This window comes from Pseudomonas corni (genome assembly GCF_057128765.1).
The window spans coordinates 50,403-64,542 of the sequence record NZ_JBSKHW010000020.1 but is presented as its reverse complement, the minus strand read 5'-3'; the positions used below and the strand labels follow the sequence as shown (position 1 = coordinate 64,542).

General features: G+C 56.8%; 12 protein-coding genes and 1 tRNA gene. 10 read left to right on the top strand and 3 right to left on the bottom strand.

Going from position 1 to position 14,140, the window contains the following annotated elements; translation table 11 throughout:
- The first annotated feature begins 311 nt into the window (after window positions 1-311).
- Window positions 312-554 (top strand): hypothetical protein, encoded by a 243-nt coding sequence (locus ACWKV9_RS24860; protein ID WP_483838816.1) that lies wholly within the window; start codon window positions 312-314, stop codon window positions 552-554.
- Entirely contained in the window at window positions 551-3,298 is a 2,748-nt protein-coding gene (locus tag ACWKV9_RS24855) for a beta-glucosidase (protein ID WP_483838756.1), read from the top strand. The genes ACWKV9_RS24860 and ACWKV9_RS24855 overlap by 4 nt, the downstream gene beginning before the upstream one ends.
- 16 nt (window positions 3,299-3,314) lie before the next feature.
- Here ACWKV9_RS24855 and ACWKV9_RS24850 read toward each other — a convergent pair whose 3' ends face one another.
- Both ACWKV9_RS24850 and ACWKV9_RS24845 read right to left on the bottom strand, forming a co-directional pair.
- Window positions 3,315-3,965, bottom strand: coding sequence for a TetR/AcrR family transcriptional regulator (locus tag ACWKV9_RS24850; RefSeq protein ID WP_483838755.1), 651 nt, complete (start codon window positions 3,963-3,965; stop codon window positions 3,315-3,317).
- 36 nt (window positions 3,966-4,001) lie between these two features.
- Entirely contained in the window at window positions 4,002-5,348 is a 1,347-nt protein-coding gene (locus tag ACWKV9_RS24845) for an MATE family efflux transporter (protein ID WP_483838754.1), read from the bottom strand.
- A gap of 218 nt (window positions 5,349-5,566) precedes the next feature.
- Between ACWKV9_RS24845 and ACWKV9_RS24840 the strand changes: the two genes are divergently transcribed.
- The 6 genes from ACWKV9_RS24840 to ACWKV9_RS24815 all read left to right on the top strand — a co-directional run bounded on the left by ACWKV9_RS24840 (window position 5,567) and on the right by ACWKV9_RS24815 (window position 11,581).
- Entirely contained in the window at window positions 5,567-6,010 is a 444-nt protein-coding gene (locus ACWKV9_RS24840; protein WP_483838753.1) for a hemerythrin domain-containing protein, read from the top strand.
- Between the two features lie 274 nt (window positions 6,011-6,284).
- Window positions 6,285-8,012, top strand: a complete 1,728-nt coding sequence (locus ACWKV9_RS24835; RefSeq protein ID WP_483838752.1) for a PAS domain-containing sensor histidine kinase — start codon at window positions 6,285-6,287, stop codon at window positions 8,010-8,012.
- Entirely contained in the window at window positions 7,997-8,386 is a 390-nt protein-coding gene (locus ACWKV9_RS24830; RefSeq protein ID WP_483838751.1) for a response regulator, read from the top strand. Before ACWKV9_RS24835 ends, ACWKV9_RS24830 begins: the two co-directional genes overlap by 16 nt.
- 9 nt (window positions 8,387-8,395) lie before the next feature.
- Window positions 8,396-10,513 carry a putative bifunctional diguanylate cyclase/phosphodiesterase gene (locus tag ACWKV9_RS24825; protein ID WP_483838750.1) on the top strand — a complete coding sequence of 706 codons (2,118 nt, stop codon included), beginning with the start codon at window positions 8,396-8,398 and terminating at the stop codon, window positions 10,511-10,513.
- Window positions 10,514-10,694: 181 nt separating this feature from the next.
- A complete protein-coding gene (locus ACWKV9_RS24820; protein WP_483838749.1) occupies window positions 10,695-11,123 on the top strand; it encodes an HhH-GDP family DNA glycosylase in 429 nt (142 codons plus the stop codon).
- The gene (locus tag ACWKV9_RS24815) at window positions 11,120-11,581 is read left to right on the top strand and encodes a hypothetical protein (RefSeq protein ID WP_483838748.1); all 462 of its coding nucleotides are present in this window, start codon (window positions 11,120-11,122) and stop codon (window positions 11,579-11,581) included. The genes ACWKV9_RS24820 and ACWKV9_RS24815 overlap by 4 nt, the downstream gene beginning before the upstream one ends.
- Window positions 11,582-12,727: 1,146 nt before the next feature.
- Here ACWKV9_RS24815 and ACWKV9_RS24810 read toward each other — a convergent pair.
- Window positions 12,728-12,818: transfer RNA gene (locus tag ACWKV9_RS24810), tRNA-Ser, on the bottom strand.
- Window positions 12,819-12,960: 142 nt separating this feature from the next.
- Here ACWKV9_RS24810 and ACWKV9_RS24805 point away from each other — a divergent pair.
- Together ACWKV9_RS24805 and tusD are read left to right on the top strand one after the other, a co-directional pair.
- The gene (locus ACWKV9_RS24805; protein WP_483838747.1) at window positions 12,961-13,632 is read left to right on the top strand and encodes a Bax inhibitor-1/YccA family protein; all 672 of its coding nucleotides are present in this window, start codon (window positions 12,961-12,963) and stop codon (window positions 13,630-13,632) included.
- A gap of 114 nt (window positions 13,633-13,746) precedes the next feature.
- Window positions 13,747-14,139 (top strand): sulfurtransferase complex subunit TusD, encoded by a 393-nt coding sequence (tusD, locus tag ACWKV9_RS24800; RefSeq protein ID WP_483838746.1) that lies wholly within the window; start codon window positions 13,747-13,749, stop codon window positions 14,137-14,139.
- The last annotated feature ends 1 nt before the right edge of the window (window position 14,140 follow it).

The following is a 14,140-nucleotide window of genomic DNA, read 5'->3' as shown; positions in this document are numbered from 1 at the left end:
TTTTAATGCCAAGATTACTCGAAGAAATGACGATTAATTGCCATAAAACAGCATTTAACGACTATTTATATGCGATTTCCTGGTAATAAAAGACATTAAACCCAAACATAAGGCTTTCCGCCACCAGACAAAACGTCGTCTAGGGACAACCTTTTCACCAAAATAGACGCGCGTTATTTGAGCGCATTTGTAGCCATTGAACTTTTAAGCAATGATCCAGACTTAACCTCGGACCGATTGCAGGATTCAACCTGCAATGGCTGACCAATAAATATCTCCCTCTGATCGAGACAGTATCGATGATGCGATTCATGCCGCCTGTATTAGGCGCAGTACTTTTATGCGCGCAATGTTTACCGGCCCTCGCCGCGGACTCAACTTCCGCCGCGAATGCTGCCACTTCGTCGCAACAAGTTCGGCAGGAGATCGAGGCCAAACGCGACCAATTGTCTGGTGCCGCAACGCTCGGAACATCCGCGCAAAAAGGTGCGTCCAGCCTGCTGGATACACCGGTGGACACCGGCGACGCTCCTGCTCAGGTAAATCGACCATGACCCCTGCCCGCATCCAATCGCCGAACCTATCCGCCAACAGGAAACCTACCTTGTCAGCCTTCAGAAACACCTTGGGCTTGAGCCTGCTGACCTTCAGCATCGTGCAGGCCAATCTGGCGCTCGCTGCGGTAACGCCCGCCACTGGCAACGACGTCGAAGCCCGCGTCAGCTCCATTCTCGACAACATGAACCAGTCCGAGAAGATCAACTTCACCCGAGTGAACGACGGCCACATGATCCCGTCTCTGCTCAAGTGGGGCATCAAAGGCACCACCGCGTATGACTCCTCCATGGGCGTACACGTCAACAACGCCACGTTTGGCGCACAGTACCCCTCCCAGCCGGCACTTGCGGCGACCTGGAGCATTAATCGCGCCAAGGAATTCGGGCTGGCGATCGCTTATGAAACGCGTATTTCCGGCGGGCAACAGATGCTCTCCCCCGGCGTCAATCTGTACCGCACGCCTTACAACGGACGCTCTGCAGAGTACGTCAGCGGCGAAGATCCCTTCCTCGGCGCCGTGCTCGCTCCAGCCATCGTCAACGGCATTCAGGCGCAAGGTATTCAGGCCAGCGGCAAGCATTTCCTGGCCAATGAGCAGGAAGCCAACCGTCAGGCCGTGAACGTTGTGGCCGATGAACGCACCTTGCGCGAGCTCTATCTGCCGGGCTTCGAGTCTATGGTCAAGAACGCGAACGTGGCGTCGATCATGTGCGGTTTCAACAAGGTTAATGGCGACTACGCCTGTGAAAACCATCACCTGATCACCGAGGTGCTCAAAGGTGAATGGGGCTATCAAGGCACAGTAATCAGCGACTTCAACGCCATTCACGATGCCTTCAAAGGCGCGTGGGCAGGCACCGACATCGACATGCCGTCGGGGCTGCAATTCACCGAAGCCAATCTTTTGCCCTACGTGTGGAGCGGGCAACTGACGCAGAACGTCATCGACGACAAGGTCAAGCGCAACCTGCGTGCGGTGGTCAGCTACGATTTCCAGGAAAACCTCAACACCGCCAAGACCCTTGATCATCCCGAGTACGGCATGCGTGCCGCCCTCAACACCGCTCGCGAAGCCATCGTTTTGCTGCGAAACGAAAACACCACCGCTGGCAAACCTCTGCTGCCCCTTGCCAAATCAGCAAAGATCGCCGTCATTGGCGACTGGGCGAAGGAGGCCCCCGCCTCACCTTTCGGTACCGCCAACTCGCCTCCCAACAGTTACGTGACCGAGCTGAGCGGCTTGCAGCAATTGGCTTCCAGCAGCGCGAACGTGACTTTCCTCTCGGCGATGAGCCTGAACCCGCAATCCAGCGCGTGGTATCAGCCTGCGACCGGCAAGAACGACGTGAGCAACTCCGGCGTCAAGGCCGAGTACTTCGCCAACACCAGCTTCTCGGGTGATCCGGCGCTGACGCGTGTCGAGCCCGGCGTGAACCTGAACTGGACAACCGGCACCAACGTGACCGACGCCGGCAGCACCGCGGTGTCCGGTTTCAGCCCGACGGCGGGTGCGTTTTCCGCGCGATTTACCGCCACCATCAAGCCCACGATCTCCGGGGCCCAGGTGTTCAAGGTTCGCGCCGACGGCCCTTACAAACTGTGGGTTAACGACGAACTGGTGGTGCAGAGCGACGGCGTTCCGTACTCGGCCGACGTGGTCAACGCCATGACGACCTCCGGCAAAACCGCTGCACTGACCGCAGGCAAGGCGTACACCGTCAAGCTTGAGTACCAGCGCGTGCAAGGCAATTTCACACCGGCACTGGGTGGTATCGCTGGCGTGCAGATGAGTTGGGCGGCATTGCGTCCACCTAAGGATCTGTCGACGTACGACGCGGTCGTGATTGCAACCGGCACGAACTATGAAAACGAGGGCGAAGGTTCTGACCACGGTTTCGAGCTGCCTGACCAACAGGCTGAACTGATCAGCTACGCCACCAAGGCCAACCCCAACACCATCGTTGTGATGCACGGTGGCGGCGTTGCAGACATGCAGCCGTGGGCGAACAAAGTGGGAGCGACTCTGCAAGCGTGGTATCCGGGTCAGCAAGGCGGTCAGGCACTTGCCGAGATTCTGTTCGGCAAGGTCAACCCGTCGGGCAAGCTGCCGATCACCATCGACAAGAAGATTGAAGACAACCCTAGCTACGCTTCATACCCGAGCCCGGCAGCCTATCGTGGCGATAACGCGCTTACCGAAATGAACTACAGCGAGGGCATTTACCTGGGTTATCGAGGGTATGACAAGAAGCACACCAAGCCGCTGTATCCGTTTGGATTCGGGCTTTCCTACACCACTTTCGCCTATGACGACCTGAAGCTGTCGACCAATGTCCTGGCACCGGGCAGCACCGTCGCGGTCACGTTCAAGGTGACCAACACCGGTGACAAGGCTGGCTTTGAAGTAGCGCAACTGTACGTCAAACCCGTCAACCCGGCCGTTGATCGTCCGGAAAAGGAACTCAAGGGCTTCACCAAGGTGTATCTGCAGCCCGGCGAGAGCAAAACCGTGAGCATCCCGGTGGACTCACGTTCGCTGGCCTACTTCGTCGAGAAGACCGACAGTTGGGATGTGGATGCTGGCAAATTCAAGATTCTCGTGGGCCCGGATTCCGAAGACCTGCCGCTCAATCGTACGTTGCAGACGCTGTTTGCCGAGCACCTGACGACCCGCGACAGCAATCCCCTGCCCAAGCCGTTGCAGCAAGCCGTGCAAGTCAACGCCGCACAGACTTACTGACGTAAAACCTTCAGGCTCAAGGACGAGCCTGAATGTCCCTCCCCAAACGGCGCACATAGACGTCAAAGACTGCCATGACGTCCACTTCTTCAGGACTGCGCAGCCACTGAATCTGCAAGCCGTCCATCACCGAAAAAATCTCCTGAGCCAGCGCTATGACGTCCACGTCAGGGCGGATTTCCCCCATTTCGATCAGCGCCGTCAAATGCCCACGTGCGTGGGCGTGCGTAAGATGAAACCTCTCCTGATACCAAGCCCACGCCGGATGAGCGCTGGACAGACTTTCAGTGTTCATGACCAGCGACGCCTGGCACTCGGCCGCATTCTCAATGCTGAAGCCCATGCTCAACTTCAGGAATTTGAGGAACCCGTCTAGGGTCATCTCCAGTGTCAGCTCATGAAACCGTGAAGTAACCCGTTGATCCCTGCGTTCGAGCAACGCATTGAGCAGAGCCACCTTGTTCGGGAAATGGTGAAGCAGTCCAACCGTGCCTATGCCAGCGAGCGTCGCGACATCCCGCATCGAAGCGCTGGAATAGCCGTCCCTGGCGAAAATAACGGTCGCGGCGTCCAGCAACGCTGCCCTGCGCATTTCGCCTTTGGGCGCACGGCGACGCTTGGCGGGTGCGACCTGGCCTGATTCACTCCCTGATTCATCCTCTGACATAAAAACCCGTAGCACGTTGATTTGATGACTCCCGACTCACGCAGGTCCAATCCTGCTTGCGAAAAACCTTTTGGCGGTCAGGGATGCGGTAAAGATTGAAACTATCGCGATCAGCGCATTGCCGGTAAACATCCCCGCAAGTGCTGCGCTGCCGCCGAACAGGTGGGTGCCCAGATACACGAACGGCAGCGTGCCGACCGTTGCTCGAAGCCAGGCGAACATTGCAACAAGCCATGGGCGGCCCATTGTGACGAACACCGACATCGCGACGAAATCCAGCCCGATGATCGCCCAGAGTCCGCCACCTACGTAGCAAAAGGCGAGGAAGAAGGCCCGGCCCTGCCCCTGGAGGTCATAAAGGTCGGCGATCAAGCCGCTCGACAGCGCCAGCAACGCCCAGACGGCCAGACCATAAACGACTACGAGCCGCCGCGTAAAGACGACGGCAGCCAGGACGCGGCTTTCAAGACCAGCGCCGATATTCTGTCCCAACACAGGTGCCAGGGCACTTGGCAGAGCAAAAAATGCGCAATACGAAAATTGCATGAACCGATCTACGACAGCCATCGCGGCGAGCGTCGAGGCGCCGTAAGTTGCCAGCACTGAAAACAGGTACGCTAGCCCCACCGGAGTTGCCAGGTTACCGACAATGGCAGGCAAGGCTATTTTGAAGGTGACCCGGGCATGCTGTCGCACAAGCCTGACGCGCAGGGACAATCGCAAACCAATCCGCTGACGCACCCAAAAAATACCCAGCGCCGCCGAAACGACTGCCGACACCGCATAGGCGAGCCCTGCCCCCTTTAGCCCCAGATCAAACACAAAAATCAACAAGGGGTCAGCGACTGCCAGCGTTGCCGCGCCCGAAAGCACAACCCACATAGCGCGACGACTGTCTCCGGTCGTTCTGAGAATCTGGGCGCACATTTGCATCGCTGATTGCAACACAGCAAAGGGCAACGTCAGCCAGAGGAAACCTCGCACGATGGGATAGAGGCTGGCATCGGCCCCGAGCCAGTGAGTAATGGGAGAAACCAGCGCCAATTGGAGGGCAGCGGTCACGCCCGATATCAACAGGGTCATCAGAATCAGACTGAAGGTCAGGCGTGCAAACCCGGCTGAAGCACGTTTGGCGATACGCGCCGACAGCACCGACGCGGCAGCGATGATCAGGCCTCCTGCAATTGCGCCGTTGGCGAAGATCAGCACTTTGGCGATGCCTACGGCGGCCAGTAGCAAGGGATCGTGGAGCATGGCGACGTAGACGAGCGTCAGGATGTCCACCAGAAAAACCGCGAGCAGGCTGAGGGCGCTGGTACTGGTCATCACCAGAATGTGGCGTGCCACCGGGCCCTGAGTGAACTTGCCGCTGAAATCTGCCATCACTGCCTCGGGGATATAACCGAGGCAGAGCCCCAAAGGGGGTTGGATGCTCGGCAAAAGCGGCGATTCTATCGTCGTACGAGCTTACGGGCCATCGCCATGACGGTTGAACCCGGCAGCTTCTATTTGACCGATTAATTCGATTTGGAACCCTGCGTCTGCCGCAGATGTCTAGCTTTTAGCACTTCTAGTCCAGAAGGCCATCAGGAGGATTGCCGTTGAACATTTTCGAAGCATTGCGAGAAAGCCATGAGCGGCAGCGCGGTTATGCCGACGCCCTCATCCAGACCCACGGCGACAGCGCCGAGCGTGTCGATGCCTATAAACAGTTGAAAGCCGAACTGCAGGCACACGAGACCGCTGAAGAGCGCTTCTTCTATATACCGCTGATGCAATATGACAATGGCGTTGATCTGAGCCGCCATGCCATCTCGGAACATCATGAAATGGACGAGATGATGGAGGAACTGGACGAAACCGAGATGTCCAGCCCTGCGTGGCTGGCCACTGCCAAGAAGCTGTCCGAGAAGGTGCATCACCATCTCAAGGAAGAAGAGCAGAAGTTCTTCCAGATGGCCGGCAAGCTACTGGACGACAAGCAAAAAGAATCGCTGGCAGGGGATTACGTCAAGGAATATGAGGAGCAGCTGGCTGACAGCTAAAGCGCGAAGCACTTTGCGCACATCCAAATGGATGATCTTCGAGGATGGCGGCGAGGTTTTTGCCGCCTTTTTTTGAAAAAAAATTCAACGTAAACAAACATCAGCTAATGCGCAGCCCCTGTCTTTTCTCGATAGTCGGTTGTGGCTCATTGCCATTCATTTGCATTAGTCTGGTATGGTCCATTCAGTTCGATCTACTTCCTACGGTTACCCGTGAAGCTGCGGCTACTCCACTCATCGCAACAAGCGTTGCGAGTCATCGGTAATCCGAGCAATGGACAACCAGCCCACCGTCGTTCCTCCTGCCCAATCCCAGTCTCGCGCCGAGAAGCTCGTCGAGTTCCGACGTGAGCAAACCCTGCTCAAAACCGGTGCCTTGCAGGACGCGATTTTTAACAGCGCCTACTTTTCCAGCATTGCCACCGACGAAAAAGGCGTCATCCAGATCTTCAACGTGGGTGCTGAACACATGCTCGGCTACTTGTCCGAAGATGTGGTGAACCGAGTTACCCCAGCGGACATTTCCGACCCCGCCGAGCTGATTACCCGCGCTGCAGCCCTCAGTCTGGAGCTCAACACGCCTATCACGCCGGGCTTTGAGGCGCTGGTGTTCAAAGCGTCGCGCGGCATCGAAGACATTTATGAGCTGACCTACATCCGCAAAGACGGCAGCCGCCTCTCTGCCATGGTGTCGGTGACATCCCTGCGCGACAGTGCCGAAACCATCATCGGCTACCTGTTGATTGGCACCGATAACACCGCCCGCAAACAGGAAGAAGCCGCGCAGGCCCTGCTCGATCAACGGCTGCGCGATCAGCAGTTCTATACCCGCTCGCTGATCGAATCGAACATCGACGCGCTGATGATGACTGACCCGCAAGGGATCATCTCCGACGTCAACAAACAGATGATGGCGCTGACCGGTCGCACCCGTGACGAGCTGATCGGCGCGCCGTGCAAAAACTTTTTTACCGATCCTGCGCGTGCGGACGCTGCCATCAAACGGGTGCTTAGCGAGAACAAGGTCAGTGATTACGAACTCACCGCCCGCGCCTACGATGGCACTGAAACCGTGGTTTCCTATAACGCGGCGACCTTTCACGACCGAGATCGCAAGCTGCAAGGCGTATTTGCGTCCGCGCGGGATGTCACCGAACGCAAACGTTTCGAGCGCACCCTGGAAGAGAAAAACATCGAACTGGAACGCGCCAGCAACATGAAGTCCGAGTTTCTGGCCACCATGTCCCATGAGCTGCGCACGCCGCTCAACGCGGTGATCGGTTTTTCCGAGGTGCTCAAGGACGGGATGGTCGGACCGCTCAGCGACACCCAGCGCGAATACATTACCGACATCTTCACCAGCGGCCAGCATTTGCTGTCGCTGATCAATGACATCCTGGATCTGTCCAAGGTCGAAGCGGGGATGATGGCGCTGGAACTTGAACCCGTGGAGCTGGCAAGCCTGTTGAGCAACAGCTTGCTGATCGTTCGCGAAAAAGCTGCCGGACAGCGCCTGCAACTGAAGCTGGAAACCGACACGGACTTTGGCGAGCTGGAGCTCGATCTGCGCAAGACCAAGCAGATCGTCTACAACCTGCTGTCCAACGCGGTGAAGTTCAGCCAGCAAGGCGGATCTGTGACACTGGCCGTGCGCCCCGTGCCGCGAGATCAGGTAGGACGCATCGCAGGCGACTGGCCCGTGCATAGCTTTCAAGTCCCGCATAGCGATTACTCGCAGTTTCTCGAATTGAGCGTCAGCGATGACGGCATCGGGATCGACGAGGAGGACATGAGCAAGTTGTTCAAGGCCTTCAGCCAGATCGACAGCAGCCTGGCACGCAAATTTGATGGCACGGGCCTGGGCCTGGCACTGGTCAAGCAATTGACCGAACTGCACGGCGGCAGCGTCGCGGTGTCGAGCCGAAAAGGCTTTGGCGCGCGTTTTGTCGCCTGGCTGCCATTGCGTCCGGCAGGCAAGGAGGCGCCGTGGCCGACATCCTGATCATCGAAGACAACGCGGCCAACATGCGCCTGGCATGCTTGTTACTGAGCAACGCCGGACATGGCGTACTGAGCGCGACCGACGCCGAAACCGGCCTGGCGCTTGCCCGCGAACGCCAACCCCAGTTGATCCTGATGGACATTCAGCTTCCCGGCATGGACGGGCTGGCCGCCACTTCGCTGCTGAAACAGGACGTGCGTACGGCGACGATTCCCGTGATCGCGCTCACGGCAATGGCGATGAAAGAAGACGAAGAAAAAACCCGCCTGGCGGGCTGCGACGCGTACATCGTCAAGCCACTGCGCTACCAGGAGTTGTATCGGGTGATCGACGCTTTGCTGGAAAAAACACTGCCCTCGCAGCCCCTTGCCTGAGTCCACGCTATGCCAGAAACCGCCGCTACACTGTTGATCATCGATGACGAACTTCATGTCCAGAAGCTGCTGCGACTGGTATTGAACAAGGAAGGCTATCGAACCCTCGCCGCCCGCTCCGGCGCCCAGGCGCTGGCAATGATCGACAAGAACCCGCCCGACCTCATCTTGCTGGACGTGATGATGCCAGGCATGGACGGCTACGAAGTAGCGCGCCGGCTGAAGGCGAACAAGATGACGGCGAACATTCCGATCATCATGTTGACCGCACTGGACGACCACAGCGCGCGGGTGCAGGGACTTGAGGCCGGCGCTGAAGAATTTCTCAGCAAACCGGTGGAGACCGGCGAGCTGTGCCTGCGGGTGCGCAATCTGTTGCGGCTCAAGGCCTTTGGCGACTACCTCAAAAGCCGCAGTCTGATCATTGAGGAACAGCTGCAACAGCGAACAATCGATCTGGAACGCTTCCGCTCGGCAATGGATGCCTCGGACGCCTCAATCTTCCTGATCAGTCGCACCACCATGGAACTGATCGAATTCAACCGGACCGCGTGCACCGTCATGGGCTACACGCCTGAGGAACTGCTGCGTCTGAGCCCTGCAGAACTGAGCGATGCCTCGATCCCCGAACTTGAGGTGCTGTACGACCAGATCATCGCCGGCAACGGTCCCAGCGAACCGGTTGAAGGCCGTATCCGCTGCAAGGACGGCAGTCATGTGCCGGTAGAGATATATCGGCAGGCCTACAAGACGGGCAATGACTGGATCATCGTCGGTATCGTGCGAGACATCACCCACCGCAAGGAGGCTGACCAGCGCCTGCTGAAAATGGCGCACTACGACACCCTCACCGGCCTGCCCAATCGCAATCTGTTCTACACCACGCTGCAAATGGGCCTGACCCAGGCGGCCATCAGCGGCTGGCAACTGGCTGTTGTCACGGTGGACCTGGACGATTTCAAAATGGTCAACGAGACCTGGGGCCATTTGATCAGTGACCAGATGCTGCTCGAGCTGAGTCAACGATTGGGCAACTGTCTCAACGTCAGCGACACACTGGGTCGAATGGACGGTGACGAGTTCGCAATGATCCTGATGGTGCGCGACGGTCAGGCGGGCACGCAGCAGATGATCGAACGTATAAGCGATGTGCTGCAAAGCCCGTACAAACTCAGCGGCCATGAAACGTCGATGACAGCGAGCATGGGGATTGCTCTTTACCCCGATGACGGGGACAACGCCCATACCCTGACCCAGTACGCCAACACCGCGATGAGTCGCGCCAAGCAGGTCGGCCGAAACACGTACCGGTTCTATACCGCACAGATGAACGCCGATGCCCTGGCGCGGGTAGAAATGGAAAGTGCCTTGCGCCAGGCCGTGCAGGACCAGGCATTTCAGTTGGTCTATCAACCCAAATTCAGATTGAGCGACGGTCAGGTGTGTGGGCTGGAAGCACTGCTGCGCTGGCCAAGGGTCGGTCTGCCCCACGTATCGCCAGCCGTGTTTGTGCCCATGCTTGAAAGCATGGGGCTGATCTCACGTGTTGGACGATGGGTGATTACGACGGTGTGCGAGCAGATTTCCCTTTGGCATCGTACAGGCCACCCGCAGTTGCAGGTCGCGGTGAACGTGTCGGGTCAGCAAATCATCCAGGGCGACCTGATTGGCGACATCAGCCTGGCGCTCAAAGACAGTGGGATCGAGGCGCGCTGGCTCGAACTAGAGCTGACAGAAAGCTCGTTGATGGATAACACCGCCCACACCATTGCCAGCCTGCAGCGCCTGCGCACGCTCGGGGTGAAAATCTCCATCGATGATTTCGGTACCGGATACTCCAGCCTTGCCTACTTGCGCAGATTTCCCATCGATAAACTGAAAATCGATATCGCCTTCGTCCGCGAAGTGACGAGCAACCCTCAAGACGCCGCCATTACGCGAACGATCATTGAGCTGGCACACAGCCTTAATCTTCAAGTGATTGCCGAGGGCGTGGAAACGAAGGAGCAATGGGCGCTGCTCAAGGAACAGGGCTGCGATCACGGTCAGGGGTATCTGTTCAGCAAGCCGCTTGCGCTGGCAGAACTCGAAACGCTGCTGGCCAAGGTGGAATGCGCCAAATGCTGAGTACAAAAAAAGGGCGAAAAACCACCCCACGCAAAAGCTTCGACGGTATGACTGTGCGAGTTGGCGTGAGGCTACTCACAAATCCGGGCTGTTCGAGATTCGTAAGAGCGTTGATGCCGCATCTGGGATAACGCTCATCCACTTCCGGAGCCATCCAACCAGCGCGGGCAATGTTGCGATCATGGAAAAAATCCCAATCACTGCGGCAAGCCTGAATCTCAATCCAAGTACCGGTGATGAAGAGGACTTGTTTTGCTGGCTCATCGTAAGCTTTCTCTGTGGCAAACGCATACAACAGGACGTTGCAGTGTCCGCTTACCGCGCCATCGTCGAGGCTCACAAAATCAACAGCGTTGAAAAGATGGCGGCTTGCAGCCATCGACAACTCGTAATCATGCTCGGCGAGGGCCACTACGTCAGATATGACGAATCCACTGCAACGCGATTGACGGCACTGTGCCGCAAGCTCATCGACCACTACGACGGTCAGGTTTCCAGGCTTGTTCAGCGCAGTCTCGATTCAAAGGACTTAACAAGACGGTTGCAAGAGTTTGACGGAATTGGGCCGAAAACAGCGGAGATCTTCATGCGTGAGTTGGCTTTCAAATGACAACTTTTAAAACCTTACTCAAAACCTTCTGGATCGCGCTCACAATGGCCTTCACTGGTTGTGGCTCACCGCCGCAAGGCCAAGCTGAGATCGGCTCGGTGCTGCCGATCAGGGTCGGCATTTATATCGACGAATCTCAGACATGCGCTGATCCTGCGAATGCAGGACTGCTGAGCTATGACGGCGAAGGTTTAAGCGGAGCACATACTCACGACTGCCACATGATCGTCGAGTCTCACCAAAGCAAGCTCTTCGCTTACTCACAACAGTGCGTGGATACGGGCGTCGGCTACGGCCCCGTCATCACTGAAAAAGGGCTCATGACCATCGAAAGCGACAAACGGTTTTTGCTGCACCGAAACGCAGGGCAGACGGCATTTACGTATTGCGCCCCTTCAGCGCTTCCACCAGAAATACCTGTGCCGCAGAGTAACGTGCGTCGCCTGCTCGATCACTAGCACAGGCCATCCTTTTACCATCAAAAAAACCCGCCGAAGCGGGTCGTTTTTCTCATCAATGCCATTCCAACATCCTGTCGGAAGCGGGCCAGGCTATAGCGATCATCCTTGACCTTAAGCGCCGGTTGTCCATTGTAGTCAAGGCATTTCCCGTCCTCCTCCTTGCTTTTAACCTCATCCGGTACTACATGTTGATTGGTTGCCTTGCTGCGACCATTTCACGAAACATAAAAATTAAGGCATTTATGTCGGGGCTTAGCTGCTCAATCAGAGCTGCGATTGTACTTGGAGTGGTCAGTGCAGGGATTTTGACATCCGGTTGCGCGACTAAACGTGGTCTATCGTTAGTGGATTACCAGTCGGTCAAAGCTGCACAGCCCCCGCAAACCTTAGCTACCCTATGGGCAGGCCCTCTACCTGGCGGAACATTATTGGTTGAAGTTTTTAGAGATGGCAGGTTGCGCAGCTGTTTAAGCGCACCTCCGTATTATCACCAGATGGCTGGGAAATATTCGGAGCAGGCTTTTTATTTTGAGGACGGATCCCGGATCGAGATCGAAGCTAGCAATAACGGCCACGAGATAACCATATATTCTCCGCCCGGAAATCCCCTCGCCAGGCTCACGCCTAATGCTGGAGGCCTTGAAGCTGCGGACTGCTTTGCGCGAGCCCCCATAGCAACCCACTAATCAGCGACTGCTTTTACCGGGTCAGGGGTGCGGCCCTTAGCTGGGAAAAACGAGCACCTGACCAGCGCCGTTCAGGTATTCGACGCGTTACGGCGATGAACTCGACTGCACGTCTGATGACATAAGGGTCGGAGAGAATACGCTTTTGACCGAGCCCTCTGGCATCTATCAAAGTCCAGCGCGTCCATGCCACATACAGTGCCTGCGCTTGTGCTATGGCTTTAGCACTGTCATCAGAATCATGAATTATCAAACCCGGATGCGTAAGGCCTACGGACAGCGCCTGGGGATCAATGGAGTCCAGAGTGACCCCTATGAATGTTTCCACCCAGGCAAAAATTCCGACTGAGAGTTCGCAATGCGGAGATCACCAAACGCGTCTACAGGCATGTGGGCGTGGAAGACCTAATCACAGAAACGAAAAAGCCCCGCAAATGCGAGGCTTTTTCACTGTGTTTGGCGGGGAACTAGGGATTCGAACCCTAGAAACGCTATTAACGTTCGCCGGTTTTCAAGACCGGTGCATTCAACCACTCTGCCAATTCCCCGTGCTACTGACCAAGTAGGCCAGTGCGTTGCGGGCGCCATAATACCCGAATGAAACACGCTGTCAAACTCTGCGACTACCCCATGGCAAGCGCTCTGTTATGATCTTTGCAACTTCACATTTCAACCACCAGGAGTAGCGCCATGCGCGAACAGGATTACGCAGTCAACAACAGCGTGCAGGTCGAGCAGCTAGAGGTTAGCCGCGTCCTGCGCAACACTTACGGTCTTCTGGCCCTGACCCTGGTTTTCAGTGGTGTCATGGCTTTCGTCGCTCAGCAGATGAACGTTCGTTACCCCAACGTTTTCGTGGTGCTGATCGGTTTCTACGGTCTGTTTTTCCTCACCAACAAACTCCGTGACTCGGCCTGGGGCATTGTTTCGACCTTCGCCCTCACCGGTTTCATGGGCTTCATCCTTGGCCCGATCCTCAACCGCTACTTAGGTATGCAGGGCGGCGCTGAAGTGGTCAGCTCGGCATTTGCCATGACCGCGTTGGTATTCGGTGGTCTGTCGGCCTACGTGCTGATCACCCGTAAGGACATGAGCTTTTTGGGCGGCTTCATCACCGCTGGCTTCTTCGTCTTGATGGGTGCGGTTCTGGTTAGCCTGTTCTTCCAGATCAGCGGCCTGCAACTGGCGATCAGCGCAGGTTTCGTGCTGTTCTCCTCGGCAGCGATTCTGTTCCAGACCAGCGCGATCATTCAGGGTGGCGAACGTAACTACATCATGGCAACGATCAGCCTGTATGTGTCGATCTACAACCTGTTCATCAGCCTACTGCAGATCTTTGGCATCATGAGCCGCGACGACTGATCACTGACCGCGTATCAACAAAAAGCCCGCTTCGGCGGGCTTTTTGCTGTCTAGGGATCGTGAATTCTTTATCATTGCGCCTATAGCCATGCCCACCCGCCGACAGAGCCGATCATGAAGTTCGCCATCGCCCTATATTCCGCCGCTCACGCGCCCTCCTCGCGCCGAGCGCTGCTGTACGCTCAGGCAGTTCTGGCGAGCGGGCATGAAATCGTGCGGTTGTTCTTTTATCAGGACGGCGTATACAGCGCGTCGGCCAACGTGGTGGCGCCTCAGGACGAACAGGACATTGCTGCCCAATGGCGAGCGTTCGTGTCCGAGCATCAACTCGACGGCGTGGTCTGCATCGCTGCCGCCCTGCGCCGTGGGGTACTTAATGAAGAGGAAGCCCAGCGCTATAGCCGACCTGCGGCAAATTTGCCAGCGGCATGGGAGTTGTCGGGTTTGGGCCAGTTGCACGATGCGGTGCAATCGGCTGATCGACTGATCTGCTTCGGAGGGCCCTGAA